The organism is Neobacillus vireti, from assembly GCF_036962465.1.
Taxonomy (GTDB): domain Bacteria; phylum Bacillota; class Bacilli; order Bacillales; family Cytobacillaceae; genus Neobacillus; species Neobacillus vireti_B.
On the sequence record NZ_JBALNF010000028.1, the window covers coordinates 1 to 15,589 of the forward strand.

Annotated in this window: 16 protein-coding genes; 2 read left to right on the forward strand and 14 right to left on the reverse strand. The window is 33.6% G+C overall.

Annotated elements, in window-relative coordinates:
• The 14 genes from V7077_RS12585 to V7077_RS12650 form a co-directional block, all read right to left on the reverse strand.
• Window positions 1–328, reverse strand: a 328-nt coding sequence (locus tag V7077_RS12585) for an oligosaccharide flippase family protein (protein WP_335501993.1), incomplete at its 3' end; no start/stop codon positions are given.
• Entirely contained in the window at window positions 318–1,559 is a 1,242-nt protein-coding gene (locus V7077_RS12590) for a hypothetical protein (protein ID WP_335501995.1), read from the reverse strand. The genes V7077_RS12585 and V7077_RS12590, both read right to left, overlap by 11 nt.
• Window positions 1,560–1,590: 31 nt before the next feature.
• Window positions 1,591–2,388 carry a glycosyltransferase family 2 protein gene (locus tag V7077_RS12595; RefSeq protein WP_335501997.1) on the reverse strand — a complete coding sequence of 266 codons (798 nt, stop codon included), beginning with the start codon at window positions 2,386–2,388 and terminating at the stop codon, window positions 1,591–1,593.
• A 75-nt stretch (window positions 2,389–2,463) separates the two neighbouring features.
• Window positions 2,464–3,252 carry a glycosyltransferase family 2 protein gene (locus tag V7077_RS12600; protein WP_335502000.1) on the reverse strand — a complete coding sequence of 263 codons (789 nt, stop codon included), beginning with the start codon at window positions 3,250–3,252 and terminating at the stop codon, window positions 2,464–2,466.
• Window positions 3,249–4,538, reverse strand: coding sequence for a glycosyltransferase family 4 protein (locus V7077_RS12605; protein ID WP_335502002.1), 1,290 nt, complete (start codon window positions 4,536–4,538; stop codon window positions 3,249–3,251). Before V7077_RS12605 ends, V7077_RS12600 begins: the two co-directional genes overlap by 4 nt.
• A 12-nt stretch (window positions 4,539–4,550) precedes the next feature.
• A complete protein-coding gene (locus tag V7077_RS12610) occupies window positions 4,551–5,615 on the reverse strand; it encodes a hypothetical protein (RefSeq protein WP_335502005.1) in 1,065 nt (354 codons plus the stop codon).
• A gap of 173 nt (window positions 5,616–5,788) precedes the next feature.
• Window positions 5,789–7,069 carry a glycosyltransferase family 4 protein gene (locus V7077_RS12615; RefSeq protein WP_335502007.1) on the reverse strand — a complete coding sequence of 427 codons (1,281 nt, stop codon included), beginning with the start codon at window positions 7,067–7,069 and terminating at the stop codon, window positions 5,789–5,791.
• Window positions 7,070–7,203: 134 nt separating this feature from the next.
• Entirely contained in the window at window positions 7,204–8,283 is a 1,080-nt protein-coding gene (gene gmd / locus V7077_RS12620) for a GDP-mannose 4,6-dehydratase (RefSeq protein ID WP_335502009.1), read from the reverse strand.
• An 18-nt stretch (window positions 8,284–8,301) separates the two neighbouring features.
• Window positions 8,302–9,243 carry a GDP-L-fucose synthase gene (fcl, locus tag V7077_RS12625; RefSeq protein WP_335502067.1) on the reverse strand — a complete coding sequence of 314 codons (942 nt, stop codon included), beginning with the start codon at window positions 9,241–9,243 and terminating at the stop codon, window positions 8,302–8,304.
• A 20-nt stretch (window positions 9,244–9,263) separates the two neighbouring features.
• Entirely contained in the window at window positions 9,264–9,890 is a 627-nt protein-coding gene (locus V7077_RS12630; RefSeq protein WP_335502069.1) for a sugar transferase, read from the reverse strand.
• 73 nt (window positions 9,891–9,963) lie between these two features.
• Window positions 9,964–10,857: a UTP--glucose-1-phosphate uridylyltransferase GalU gene (galU, locus tag V7077_RS12635; protein ID WP_335502011.1), complete on the reverse strand. Its 894-nt coding sequence runs from the start codon at window positions 10,855–10,857 to the stop codon at window positions 9,964–9,966.
• A 326-nt stretch (window positions 10,858–11,183) separates the two neighbouring features.
• Window positions 11,184–11,945 (reverse strand): tyrosine-protein phosphatase, encoded by a 762-nt coding sequence (locus V7077_RS12640; RefSeq protein ID WP_335502013.1) that lies wholly within the window; start codon window positions 11,943–11,945, stop codon window positions 11,184–11,186.
• A gap of 104 nt (window positions 11,946–12,049) precedes the next feature.
• Window positions 12,050–12,691 (reverse strand): CpsD/CapB family tyrosine-protein kinase, encoded by a 642-nt coding sequence (locus V7077_RS12645; protein WP_335502072.1) that lies wholly within the window; start codon window positions 12,689–12,691, stop codon window positions 12,050–12,052.
• A gap of 46 nt (window positions 12,692–12,737) precedes the next feature.
• The gene (locus V7077_RS12650; RefSeq protein ID WP_335502015.1) at window positions 12,738–13,487 is read right to left on the reverse strand and encodes a YveK family protein; all 750 of its coding nucleotides are present in this window, start codon (window positions 13,485–13,487) and stop codon (window positions 12,738–12,740) included.
• A 229-nt stretch (window positions 13,488–13,716) separates the two neighbouring features.
• On the opposite strand from V7077_RS12650, the gene V7077_RS12655 reads away from it, so the two are divergent.
• Complete coding sequence (locus V7077_RS12655) at window positions 13,717–14,505, forward strand: SGNH/GDSL hydrolase family protein (protein ID WP_335502017.1); 789 nt, start codon at window positions 13,717–13,719, stop codon at window positions 14,503–14,505.
• Window positions 14,506–14,881: 376 nt separating this feature from the next.
• Window positions 14,882–15,589 (forward strand): class B sortase, encoded by a 708-nt coding sequence (gene srtB / locus V7077_RS12660; RefSeq protein ID WP_335502074.1) that lies wholly within the window; start codon window positions 14,882–14,884, stop codon window positions 15,587–15,589.

Here is a 15,589-nt window from a genome sequence, read left to right on the forward strand (position 1 = left end):
TATATTCACTAACCAAATTTCCAATTATTAAAAATATCATTAAATTAAAAACAGCAAGTAATGAAACGGAGGATATATAGCTATCTATTTCCCCTTTAAACTCATATCTTGCATTTTTAACACTACTATGCAAAGCCATTCCCAAAATAATATATATTATACTTTCATAAGATAAATAGGTGTTATATAAGCCATAATCGGATGTTGACAAGAGTCGAGTAAATATTGGAATCGTTATGATACTAATTCCTTTAAGGAAGTAATTACCAACCGTGTAACCCATTCCGGCTTTGAGCGCTTTTCTTTGAAATAAATTTTTAAACTTCACTTTTTTGCACCACATTGAATTTATTAGATAAATGTTTACTACTCTTTAAGTTTAACCAATAGAATAAAACTATATTAAAATACAAAAGATCATAATGAGGTTCTGTCGAAAGGATTATAGTTATTATAATTGTTATTAATATTTTATCTATTACATTTGTACCAGATTTAAAACAACCTTTAATCCACAAACTAATGTAAAAAATACCATTAACTATTCCAAAATAAGCAAACGCAGTAGTAAACGTGTTAGTCCTAGCACTCACAGCTTTACCAATTGAAGCTGCGGTTAATTGTACTATTTCCGCAAGATGGTTTCGGTCAGCTCCTAATGGGTTATGCAATGCAATTATCAAATCACAAAAACCCGCATAAATTCTAGTTGTAAATGAAACATCTCCTGTTGTTATTTTGCTAGTAATACTGTATAAAGAAACTGACTCAATCCACTGTATTATTGTTCCTATGTTCATACTTACAAACAAAAGAACAATAGTGATTACTGTAGACATAAATATTCTTAACATTGAGTTTTTATGTTGTCTAAAATAGAGCATAATTAGCATTGCAAGTATTAAATAGCCTGTAGTAGAAAAGGTTGTGAATACGGTCAATGCTAGCAGTACTATTCTAAAAATATCCCATTTATTCCTTTTGGTTTTCAAAATAATAAGCAATATTGCAAAATTTAAATATCCTTGGTACATTCCAGGTTCCCAGAAAGCTCCACTGTTACGTTCTGGAAACATGGCATTAATATTAAAAACATAGAAGGACCTAATGTCCCAATTGCCAGTATATCTGACCAAATAGTGATCTACTAAAGTTTCTGAAAAAAACCAACCAACTAATGAAATCAAAGCCAAACCGCAAATTATATTGATTGTATACATTACAAAGGACTCATAAGGAATTTTTTCTGAAAAAACATAAGCTATAACAAATATGCAGACTTCCGATAAAAATAGTAAACCGAATGAAACACCAGATATTAAAAGCAGATTAAAAAGTGCACAGAATGAAATTATTAATATATACAACGTATCTTGTTTAATCACAAATTTACTTTTTTTTATTAAAAAGATACAAATTGCTATTAAAGCAGCGAATACCTCTAAAATTTGAATATTCCGGTTAGTAAACATGTAATATAAACTACCCGACAAATACCAAATCAGACAAACAGTTGCAAAAAGTTTGGTTGAAGTCCATAATTTATTTACTAATATCATACCTTTTGCCTCCAGTCGAAAGGTATTTTATTTATTTTAAAAACTTTTTTGTTCTAATTCTTAAGGAATGAGTAAATATTGATTCTATCAAGCAAGCAACAGAAACAATTTTAGTTTTTGCCAATATCTTTCTAATTAGTGTAAGTTCACCAATTTCAGAGTAATATTTATCACGGTCAGAAGATTTTTGACCCTCATGTATTCGAAATCCAGAAATAATACTGTCTAGGACTACTAATCTATTATCCTTAGCAAACTCCCTCCATAAATGGTAATCACCAGCCATCTTATATTCTGAAAGAACGTAGCCTGATTTAATCCATAATTCTTTCTTCCAAAACATTGATTCTTGTTGTACAAATGTTGCCACTCGTCCGTCCATATATCCCTTACGGATATAGCTTTGAGGGTAAACAGGAGTTATTCTAGGAACATTATGAGAGATACCTTCCGGATTATAGTGGCAAGGAATCCCTGTACACCACTGGATATCTGTTGCTTTCATAACTGCCGCAACAATAGCACATGTCCATGGCATATACATGTCATCAGAGTTTAACCAAGAAAAAACATCTCCCTTTGCCATACTAAACCCTTTAGATATTGCATCGTACATGCCATCATCTTTTTCTGATATCCATCTCATATTATAAGTACCTTCATAGCGTTTAATAATATTTAATGTACCATCTGTTGAACCGCCATCTACGATGATATGCTCGAGATTCTTATATGATTGCGACTTTATTGAAAGAATACACTCTTCAAGGTACTCTTCACTATTAAATGTTGGTGTAACGATAGAAAACATTATCTTAGTATTAGACATTTTGCCACTCCTTCTTACACTCTTTCTATGATATTTAAATTTCGTTCCACTTAAATTGGAAAAGAAAATATAAAATCACTTATTCAAGGAGTAAATCCTTTTCAATGTCTTATAATACATCATTCTGAATTTTTCATTCCGAATTAAGAGTGCCCTAAGTTCTCTCATTGTGAAGAAAAGTAATAACTCGTATTTTATACGTTTTAAACCATTATAATTGTTCTTTTTTATAGTTTTTTCTTCTCTTTTAGCAATATTAATACTTTCAGGAGTTTCACAAAAGCCTCCTGCTTTATATCTACAGACGGTAAAATTTAAATATTTTGTACTTTTTTTATCTTTCACAATACTCGATACGAGCAGTTCTCTATCCGCCAAAACTCTATATTTTAGATCGTAACCTCTACTTAATATTTCTTTTGCATAAAATGTTGATTGGTGACAAATCATAGTTCGATAACATGTAAATGATGTTATCTTTTGCGGATATGAATTATAGTGTCCTTGGAGCACATTGTAGCAATCACCATAGAAAATATCATACTTATTATTGTTAATTGCTTCAGCGGTATTAAGTAGTACATCGTTATCATAAAACAAGTCTCCGCAATTTAAAAAAATAACATAGTCCCCATTTATAAAATTTATAGCTTGATTCATAGCCGCATATATACCACTATCCGATTCGGATATGAACTTAATACGATTATCCTTTGGAATTAAAGAAATAGATCCATCAGACGAAAGTCCATCTTTTACAATTACCTCATAATTTTGATATGTTTGATTTAGAATGCTATTAATTGTATCGATTAAATCATTACCCGCATTAAGACAAACAACTACAACACTAAATTTAATCATTTCTTCACCTTTCTAATGATCTTTTTCGCAATTGTTTCAATTGTTATTACAGAAGGTAACCATTGAATTTTCAATGCACTTTTCAATTTGTAATTGGCCAATCTAAGTCTTTTTAATTGTCCTTTATAAAAGTCATTTGGTATTTGGACTTCTAACTTAGAATCATTAATAACTGTCTCAAACAAGTCATGCCACTGTCCTATAAGCCTTTCTGGTAAGAATTTTCCATAAAATAATTTTCCATTTTCTCCATACTTCTGATTTACCTTTGCATTTTCTAGCAAATAAATAATTTTTTTTGGTAAGTCTTTAACGTTAGAATATAGTAATCCCGTATATTCATCTACTACAGTATCTAAAAAGCCCCCATTACCTATTGTTACCACCGGGACTCCATGGCTTTCAAAATCCAATGCACTTAATCCAAATGTTTCAGTACGTCCTGATGGATTAACAACGCCTACGCTCGTCTGTGCAATGATATCATTTTTTTCTGCCCCTAAAATCCCTAAAAAATGTACAGAGTCTAACAGTTTGCCTCTTTCATCTGTCAACCCTTTTATAAAAAGTCTTTCATAGTCTTCAGCTGCAATTCCATATGGACCTAGTTTTGATTCTCTACTATAGAGTTTCCCTGTTCCAATTACGTATAATTGTGCACCCGGAACAGCTTTAATAATTTCCTTCCATGACTTTGCAAGTAAGTGAAAACCTTTATGATATACCAATGACCCAATATAAGTCACTGTCTTACTATCATTGTATTGCCGCGGAAACGTTAATGATTTAGGATACATATTGAAAATGTACGTTGACTTGTAAATCAACGAATGGTCTAAATAGCGATCATATTGTTGCTTTCCAACAAACACATTCGCTCTAATATACTTGTTCTTGGCCAGCTTCGTAGCAAAATCGCTAAGGTAAAAATTATGTCCCCAAATAACTGTCTTTTGCAGATTTCTTTCTATCTCATTAAGCAGAACATCCGGTAGTGGATTCCCCTCATCCACAGCACTAATAACCAGTATATCTGCATGTATACTTTTACACACTTCGACTACATTTTGAATTCCGCCTACAACCTCAATTGAGTCAACATTTGGTAGTTTTCCTTCGCTTGTCGCCAGAATAGTAATCTCATCCTGTGGATAATACATTTTATACATCTCGCATAATAAGAGAAAACAGTATTCAGTGCCGCCAATACCGGGATTGCCCTTACGCATACAACTACAGTCAACATCTTTAATATTAATATTGTTTATGAATACAGCTATTTTCATTCTAGTACCCTCTTAGAATACAAATTCTATTAAATTTTTCTTGAATATCATTTCATCGTTTATTATGTTTTCATATATTTTTTCAAAACTATTATCTGAATTAAATTGGCTTCTATACCAAAACTCAATATCATCTAAATTTGTTTTCCCTATTTCAATTGGATAAGCAAATTTATAGCCTTCCAAATATTCTGCCATGTATGACCCCTTAGTAATTAACATTGGTAACTGATATCGAATACCATCATACAGCTTTACTGTCATCGCCCACTTCTGTTGTTTATCATTATCATATAAATTCATAAGGATATCAGCATTCGAAGCAAACTTTTTTATTTCTTCTACAGAATAACGGCCTGTGAATGTTATATTATGATACCCACGAGCACTACAATAAGCCTGTAGCTCTAGATAATAGCCTTCGCCATGAAATAACACTTCAAAACGATCATCGTTCGCAAACATATCACAAACTTTTTTATTGAACTCAATCTGCCTTACCATCCCCCAGAATACAATCCGAATAACATTCGAATTTTTTTTTGTGTTTGTGATCTCTAATAAATCCAAATCACTACAATTATGTGCGGTAATAAACTTTTCACTGTCTCCAAGTACCCGGACAAAACCTCTAGAAGAAATTGCAGTAAATACTGAGTTATCAATAATTTTGCGGACCAAACGTTTGCAAATTCCTATATCTTCAAATGTAATATCTCTATAATCAAAAATATATTTTCCTTTATATTTTATTGTTGTCAAATATAGTGGTAATGCAGTCTGAGTAGTCAGGAAAATTAACTTATCATACCGATTTCTCTTTATCGTCTTTTTGACGAATAAGAGGCATTTTAAAAACCCTATTATTTTTTTATATTTAGGTTGATAATTATCCATTTTGTACCTGAAGCAGACTGGGGTACCTTTAAATTTTTTCACCTTAATACTGCTATCTATATCTCGGTCCCAATATATTACATCGTAGGCAATATCATTTGCATCCAATAATTCAGTATATTTATATAGGAACTGCATTAGATGCAAGTTATGAAATCCTATAATTGCTATTTTACTCATGGTAAACCCTTTCCTGATACACAATGAATTAGTGAAAACTATTATAGTGTAGGTTAATTAGTACAGACACTGGTACAGGTGATTAATAAAATATTTTAAGATTTAATTAGTAAAAAAATAAATAGTAATTTGGTATAAATAGACATTTTTTTAAAAAGACTTGGTAAAATTTCTTAACTTTCTTGAATAGCTCGCACATATTTACAAACCGAAACATCCTTGGTTAAATTTCTTATTAAATAATCTCGACCAGCCATTCCCATAGTCTTGTGTTCTTCAGCATTAATTTTTAAAAACTGACCTATTATTCTCTCTATACTTTTATAGTCTCCAGGCTCACAAACTAACCCGCATCCAATCTCCTCGATTAACAACCTTGCTTCTGACCCTTCCTCTAAGACACCAATTACAGGCTTTCCTGCTCCAACACAGCCATAAAATTTGCTAGGAACGGACACTCCTTTTATTCCTTTTGCATTTACACACCAGTGAACATCCCCTGCGTTTAATGAGTATATTAAGTCATCCTTGTCTTGATATGGAATAAATACAACATTGTGCATGTTATTCTTTTCTTTAAAACTCACCAATTTGTCCTTTATACTACCAGCCCCAATGAAAGCAAACACAACTTCTCTGCCATCAGCAGTTCTAGTTCCAGGGGGGAATTTCTTTATAACATTTATAATATTTTCGAGGTCATAGTACAGTCCAATATTACCACTGTACATAATCACATATTTATTATCCAGCGCGTACCTTTTTTTAAACCCCACTACCTGAAGGTTGGACTTTTCTAGTGGATATATTTTATTTTCATCAATCCAATTATTGATGAACGCATGATTTGGAACATTCTTATTTTTAAATCTATCTTTTAGAGTTTCTACCATATCACGCCCTACCACAATCACCTTATCGGCGCTTTTACAGCTGAATTTATCAAAAAACATCATTGCTTTAAGAATAAACTTATTCTTACTATATCCCACAGCCATTGTTTGTTCAGGGTTGAAGTCCTGGATATTATAGATATATTTTGCATGCTTTATCCATTTCCCCCATACGCCAATCAAACCTCCAAGAATAGGTGGTTGGGATATGGAATACACATAATCCATTTTTCCAACCTGAAAAGTGGCTAGCATAGATCCAAAAAAGTATGCTAGGATATTTCTAATTCTACTTATTTTGTTGCTTTTTGAGAATTCCGGAACACGAATACGGATAATCTTTATTCCGTTAATTTCTTCCTTATAAAACAATTTGGTCTTATACTCTTCAGCAACCTTCCCGGTATAAGAAGGAACAACACATATTACTGTTATATCAAAGGCATGAAGCATTCCTTCCACCAGTTCTTTTAAAATCTGACCAGTAGACGCTACATCAGGTATATAATAATGAGCGTAAATTAAAAGCTTCCTTTTTTCAGTTTGTATCTTATTAACCATGTAGTATTCTTCCTTATTGTTGAGGCTACACGCAACTCCTGGTACAAACAGCACGGCCTCTAAATATTTTTTTACATTCTATATATTCAAAATAAATTGAGGTAGATACATTACCTACCTCAAAATTATTCCTATTAATCAAACATTTTTTTGATTTTTTCTTCTTTTTCAACTTTCTTCATGTCTGCTTCTACCATAATACGAACTAATTCCTCAAAAGGAGTCTTTGTTGGATTCCAACCTAATAAAGTCTTAGATTTAGTTGGATCTCCCAATAACTGTTCGACTTCAGCCGGACGGAAAAATTTAGGATCAACATCAACAATTACCTCACCGTTTGCTTTGTTAATACCTTTTTCTTCAACTCCATTACCAGTCCATTCTAACTCAATACCAACATGATTAAATGCTAGTTGAACAAATTCACGTACAGTGTGCATTTCACCAGTCGCAATAACAAAGTCTTCTGGCCTATTATGTTGAAGAATTAACCACATACATTCAACATAGTCTTTTGCATAACCCCAATCTCGTAATGATTCTAAATTCCCAAGAGATAATTTTCTTTGTTTTCCTTGGGCTATACGAGCAGCTGCGAGAGTAATTTTACGAGTTACAAATGTTTCGCCACGACGTTCTGATTCATGGTTAAATAAAATTCCATTTACAGCAAACATATTGTAAGATTCCCGATAGTTCTTTGTAATCCAGAAACCATATATTTTTGCCACACCATAAGGAGAACGTGGATAGAATGGTGTTGTTTCTTTTTGTGGTACTTCTTGCACTTTTCCGAATAGTTCGGATGTTGAAGCTTGGTATACACGCGTTTTTTCTGTTAAGCCTAAGATACGAACCGCTTCAAGTATATTTAATGTTCCTTTAGCATCAACATCTAATGTGTAACCAGGCATGTCAAAAGAAACACGAACATGCGATTGCGCTGCTAGGTTGTATATTTCATCTGGTTGAATTTCACCGATGATTCTAGTAATGTTTAATGCGTCAGTCACATCACCATAATGAAGATGGAAGTTACTATTGTTTAATAATGCACTAGCCTCTTCTTCTGTAAGAAGATCCTCTAAACGCTCTTGATTATAAGAAGAACTGCGGCGGATTATTCCGTGAACCTCGTAGCCTTTTTCTAATAAAAATTCTGCTAAATACGATCCGTCTTGTCCTGTTACACCTGTAATTAATGCTTTTTTCATTTTGTCCTCCAATATATGTTAGTTTACTTTTGTTAGTTGATTATCTAAAAACCATTGATAAGCTTTCTTTAAACCTTCTTCTAGTGAAGTAGTAGCTTTCCAGCCTAAAGAATTAAGCTTTGTTACATCTACTAATTTTCTTGGTGTTCCGTCGGGTTTTGTTGTATCGAATTGAATCTGACCGGTATACCCAACTACATTTTTAATTTTTTCTGCTAATTCTTTTATTGGAAGGTCATCACCAACCCCGATATTTACGATATCATTACCAGAATAATTATTAATTAGATACACACATGCATCTGCAAGATCATCCGAATATAAGAATTCCCGCTTTGGTGTACCTGTTCCCCATACCTCTACAAATGGAGCATTGTTTTCCTTTGCGTCATGGAACTTACGAATTAATGCCGGTAAAACATGAGATGTGTGAAGATCAAAGTTATCATTTTCACCATAAAGATTGGTTGGCATAACTGAAATATAATCTGTACCATACTGGCGATTATATGATTGACACATTTTAATACCTGCAATTTTTGCAATCGCATAAGCATCATTTGTTGGCTCAAGCTCTCCAGTTAATAAATACTCTTCTTTCAATGGCTGTGGTGCCATCTTTGGATAAATGCATGTACTTCCTAAGAATAAAAGCTTTTTAACATCATTTCGATATGCTGCATCAATGATATTCGTTTGAATCAAAAGATTATCTCGGATAAAGTCAGCTGGGTATTCATTATTTGCTACAATACCGCCTACTTTTGCAGCTGCAAGAAAAACAAATTCAGGTTTTTCTTCAGCAAAGAAATGATCTACTTGACTTTTATCTCTAAGATCTAATTCTTTGCTAGTACGATATACTAAATTAGTGTATCCATTTTCTTCTAGTTTTCTAACAATCGCAGAACCGACAAGACCACGATGGCCAGCTACATATATTTTCGAGTTTGTATTCATCATTTTTTTGTACCTCTTTCCTAAAATGCATCTTTTGAACCAAATAAGACTAAGACCGTTTTGATAATAATTCTTATATCAAAAAATATGGAACGTTTACGAATATATTGAATATCTAATTCCACCATTTCCTCAAACCCTAAACTATTCCTTCCACTTACTTGCCAAAGTCCTGTACAGCCAGGGGTAACCAATAACCTCTGTTTGTCATGGGTAGAGTATATAGCCACTTCCCTAGGAAGAGGAGGGCGAGGTCCCACCAAACTCATTTCCCCTTTAAGGACGTTGAATAACTGCGGAAGTTCGTCGATACTTGTTTTCCTTATAAACTTCCCCACTTTGGTAATACGGGGGTCTTCTTTCATTTTAAACATGGCGCCAGATACTTCGTTATACTTTAATAGCTCTTGTAATTTTTCCTCTGCATTTGAGACCATCGAACGGAACTTATACATTTTAAATTCTTTTCCATTCAATCCAACACGCTTTTGAGAGAAGAATACTTTTCCTTTGGGGTCTTCAATCTTGATTAACAGAGCGATAACTATAAAAAGAAGACTCAAAAAAATAATTCCACATGAAGCACCGATGATATCAATTAATCTCTTACCAAATAAGTAGAATCTCCGGTTATTTACCGGAAACATGCCATTTTGTTTCTCTAAATACGCAACATCTTGATTTGCTAAATCAGGCAACCTAGACCCCTTCCTTCTCTATCTATAAGATGACTTTTTCTTTATCTAAAGTAGAAACGAGATTTTTCAAGTAATCGATCATGTCATCATGGAGATCTTCATGTTGCAAAGCAAATTCAACAGTTGTTTTGACAAAACCAAACTTTTCACCAACATCATACCGTTTCCCTTCGAAATCATAAGCAAAAACTCTTTGAATCTGATTCAATTTTTGAATCGCATCAGTTAATTGAATTTCTCCCCCGGCACCTTTTTCTTGCTCTTCAAGGAACATAAAGATTTCTGGAGTTAATACATACCGGCCCATAATCGCTAGATTCGATGGAGCTGTACCTGGTTTTGGTTTTTCTACAAAGTTGTTAACCTGATACAATCTTCCATTTTGTGAAGAAGGATCAATAATCCCATAACGATGTGTCTCTTGGTCAGGCACCGATTGAACACCAATTACAGAAGAGAAGGTCTCTTCGTACTCATTAATTAACTGACGTAAGCAAGGTTTCGCACCTTGAACAATGTCATCACCTAAAAGGACAGCAAACGGTTCATTTCCAATGAAATTTCTTGCACACCAAACGGCATGCCCAAGCCCTTTTGGTTCCTTCTGGCGGATGTAATGGATATCTGCTAGATTAGTAGCAAATTGAACTTTTTCTAATAGATCAAATTTTTTCTTTTCGATCAAGTTTTCCTCAAGCTCCATCGCCATATCAAAGTGATCTTCGATTGCTCGCTTTCCTTTACCAGTCACGATGATAATATCTTCAATACCTGAGGCAACCGCTTCTTCCACTATAAATTGGATTGTTGGCTTATCAACAATTGGAAGCATTTCCTTTGGCATTGCCTTTGTTGCTGGTAAAAATCGAGTCCCCAGCCCAGCTGCCGGAATAATGGCTTTTCTTACTTTCTTCAACTCTATTCCCCCAATTATTTTGTTTATCTAATAGTATCTTTTCCTAATAAAATACTAGGGCAAAAAAATAAATATCTAATGAAAGTGCAAGTGCTTTCATACCTACCTTTTCATTAGATATTTAGTATTGTTTTTTTAAAGAGGGCATCTAACCCATCCTCACATCATGCTCTCGACGACTAACGTCTAAGGATAAGGAATTACATCCCCATTCCCACAGCATGATCGAGTGCCCCCATGGATAACGGACAGGGTAGCCTCGCCGAATTAGGCCTTTGGCCTAATTGAGATAGTAATAAAATCTGTCATTCTCGGCACTTAGTATTTTAGAAAAATAAAAATTTCTTTTTCTTTTTAATTTGAACAGGTATCTCCTTGATGACATTTTTACCCGTAATCAATAGTTCAGCATTTTCTTTAAATAGGTAAACAAAATCCGTACCGTATTTTTCATTAATAAGATCGAATGCTTCCATCATTTTAAAGGTCCGATTGGTAATGTTGTGAGCATCAGATGCAATAAAATGGGCTAAGTTTGCCTCGATAATCTGATTAGAAAAGTTCTTAATATTCTTACCGAAATAACCACATAAGCTCGATGCGGTTACCTGAGTTAAAGCGCCCTTTTCAACTAAGTGGTAAAGCAAGTCAGGCCGTTCAATTAATTCCGAATTTCTTTCGGGATGGACAATGATTGGGGTTAGCCCTTTTACTTGGATATCAAATAAAAGTTTCTCTGTATATCTTGGGACATGGTTTGAAGGGAACTCAATAAATAGATATTGGCTATTATTTAAAGATTGAATCTCATCTTTTTCTAAATCATCTAAAATATCACCGTAGATTCTTGGTTCTTGCCCTGGAAGGATCGTCACATTCACTCCGTCGTTTTTTAGTGCCTGATTTACTTCTTGAACTTTTGTTACGATTAACTCTTTACGGTTATCGTATTGGTTATTGAGATGAGGGGTGGCAATGATGGTATGGATTCCTTCTTTCTCTGCTTCCTTTGCCATCAGAATGCTATCTGACATATTTCCTGCTCCGTCATCAATTCCCGGCAAGATATGACAATGAATATCCACCATTATACGCACACCCTTTCCAAATTATTGTCATAAATACACGACTTTTATCATAGTATCACTTTACATTATGAAGGTAAAGGGGTGAAAAATGTCGAAACTTGTCACTAAACCCCATAATAATAATAGTAATTTGTGTCTTTCATTTTCTTATTGTTTAAGACCACACCTAATAGTTTAGACTGTGCTGAATCAAGTAATTCTTTCGCTTTCACTACTTGATCCTTCTCTGTTTTACCGCTTGAGACTACTAAAATGGAACCCTCACATTTATTAGCTAATATTTGCGCGTCTGTAACCGCTAATAACGGCGGCGTATCAAATAAGACAACATCAAATAAATTAAGTACATCCTGATAAAATTGTTCCATCGCTTTTGAGCTTAATAACTCAGCGGGATTAGGCGGTATAGGACCGCTCGTTAACACGAAAAGATTCTTTTCATCCGTATCAGCAACAGCCTTTTCTAAACTCATTTGCTTTGTTAACACGCTTGTTAAACCAAAAGTGTTCGTTTGATTAAATGTATAATGAACTGTTGGTTTTCTTAAATCTGCATCCACTAGCAGTACTTTTTTCCCTTGCTGTGCAAATACAACCGCTAAGTTCGCAACTGTAGTGGATTTACCCTCTCCCGGTCCAGTTGAGGTGACCATCAATGATTTCACTTCATTATCCACTGATGAGAACTGAATATTTGTTCTGATTGTACGATACTGTTCAGATATTGGTGATTTTGGGTCAGACATAGTAATGATATTTCTTCTATTACTTATTGATTTCGTATTATTTCTGTTAAGAGCCAATCGTCTCACCTCTTAGTTTCGCATTTCTACCGGTATTTCTTTTCTTACCGTTCTTTGACTGTGCATCATCCATCATTGCAATTGACCCTAGTACCGGTAAACCAAGCAACTTTTCAATTTCTTGTTCATTTTTAATCGTGTTATCTAAATACTCTAAAAGGAAGGCCAATCCTACTCCAGCCATTAAACCAACCACCATTGCTATGGCGATGTTTAATAATGGCCTAGGCTTAATTGGCGATATCTCATCCGTCACGGTTGCTTTTGCTAGAATACTAACATTATCAACGTTCATGATTTTTACAATATTATTCTTAAACACATCGGCAGTTTTATTGGCAATTTTTGCAGCAGTTGTAGCATCTTTATCCTGAACAGATAGAGTTACTACTTGAGAATCCTTTTCGTTTTGAACAGAAATTTTTCCATTAAGTTCTGAAACTGTCATATCTAAATTCAATTCTTTAATGACCTTTTCAAGAATGGCAGGACTTTTTATAATGACATTGTAGGTATTGATTAATTGAAGGTTGGTCTGTACTTCATTGTATTGATACGTAGCTTGATCATTCTTTGCCTGATTGACAAGCAATTGTGTGGACGTTTGATAAATAGGTGTTATGAAAAAGTAGCTAACTACTCCGCTAATTAATATGGCAATAAATGTTATGCTCAATATCAAACTTAGTCGTTTACGCAATGTTTCCAACAATTCTTTTAAACTAATGGTTTCTTCCATGTTGTCCTCCCTTTATTTCCAAAAATAAACCAAAAGTATTATAGCATAAAAAGTAGGTAAATGTTGGTTTAATTTGTAATATTCGTGTTGTTTTTGTCAAATATTTGGTTTAACTTCTCTTAATTTTACACTGTTTTGTAATTATTTGTAGATAAAAATTAAAATTGGAAGTAATTATCAAATTATTTTTGCTATAATGGAGGTGCAGAATATTTTGGAGGTATCATAAATGAAGAATTTCTTTACTATACTTTTAGGGATTGCATGCCTTACAGTATTAATTTTGGGACATTCCAATTGGAATAAAAAAATGGCGGTTGCTTCGAATCAACCTTCTATTTCCATACCCTCCAAGCAGGCAAATGAGGAGGTTACTACTGCATCCTCAAAGGAAAATATACTAGTCTATACTTCTAATTGGCCATCAGCAGCTGTTGAAACCTTTAAGAAAGCCATAAAAGAGAAAAAAACCTATAAAATCCTTTTTGTTGGGTCACCGGCAATTGGTTCAGATACGGCTGGAAGTTATCCCAAGGTGAAAGAAAAGCTTCTAGAAACATTTGGGACTAAGAATATTAAAGTGGGGCTAAAAACCTTTAATACTACCTCCACCAAGTTTATTAGTATGAATAATCAGGAAGAAATAGCCGCCGAAAAGGCTGATTTAATTGTACTGGAGCCGTTTATTTTACTTAATAACGGAGAGGTATTACCAGATAACACCCTAATGGATTTAACAAAAATGATGAACGATATTAAAGTGAAGAATCCTGACACTACCTTTATTCTTCAGCCCTCGTATCCACTGTATCAAGCCAAGATTTATCCTAGTCAGGTAGCCATCTTGAAGAAGTTTGCAGAGGATAATAAGATTGCCTATCTTGATCATTGGTCATCCTGGCCCGATCCAAATACGGATGCCTTTAAAGAGTACTTACAACCAGATATGAGTGCTCCCAGTGAAAAAGGGTATGAGGTATGGAGTAACTATTTAATCAAATACTTTACGAATCAATAAGCGGACTCTTAATTGAGTTCGCTTTTTTATTATTTTCTTGCAAGCGCTTTTAACACTTATATAATAGTAGAAACTCGGTTTATTTGTTCATTTGCACAATTATTTCATAGTTTTACCTTGCAATTTAACACCACCTATTAATGAAAAATTTGGTTAGTAAATTAAGAATTACTTTGAGACCTTCTTCAAAATTATATATCCGTTCATATAAAATCGACATAAATCCTCATGTATGTCGAACATTGTTATTTTATTTTCTAATAAATTTCCAGTTCGTTCTGATATAATTATCAGGAATATTTTACTATTTTCGAAATATTCTATAAGCTAAAAATGGGGTGATGGTTCTATAAAGAGTAAAGTTCTATGGGTTGTAATTACCACTTGTTTAGTTGTGATTGTATATTCTGCCTATTCGCTAATCAGCCAGATTGATCATTACCATAAGTCTGCGAAGAAGTATGAAGCTATACAAAAAATCTATGATCCATTTAACAAGAAAGAGAAGAAAACCAGTTCTAAGAAGACCGAAGATAGTCTTAAAGCCTTAAAACGGATAAATAAAGATTGTATTGGTTGGATCAGAATTGACGACACAAAAATCAACTATCCGGTTGTTAAAGGGGACGACAATCATTTTTATTTAAGGCACAATTTCAGAAAAGAGCCTGATTTTGTCGGGACTATTTTTATGGACAATGAAAATTCGGCAAACAAATTAAACCAACATACCATTCTTTATGGACATAACATGAAAGATAAAAGTATGTTTGGAAGTTTAAAAGATTATCAGGGTCAACGCTATTATCAAAAACACAAATTCATACGTTTTAATTTTCAAGGTCGTACATATAAGTGGGAGATTTTTTCAATCTATTTTGCCAACAATACCAAATTGCTGAAAACGGAGTTTTCAAACGAACAAGAATTTATAACCTATATGAATAAAGAAAAACACAATTCCATATTCTCAATACCTGTATCCGTTGAGCAGAATGATAGAGTTCTAACATTATCAACTTGTGCCGCTAAAGATAAAGGCAAACGTATGATTGTACATGCTAAATTACTTACTGGGGAGTAG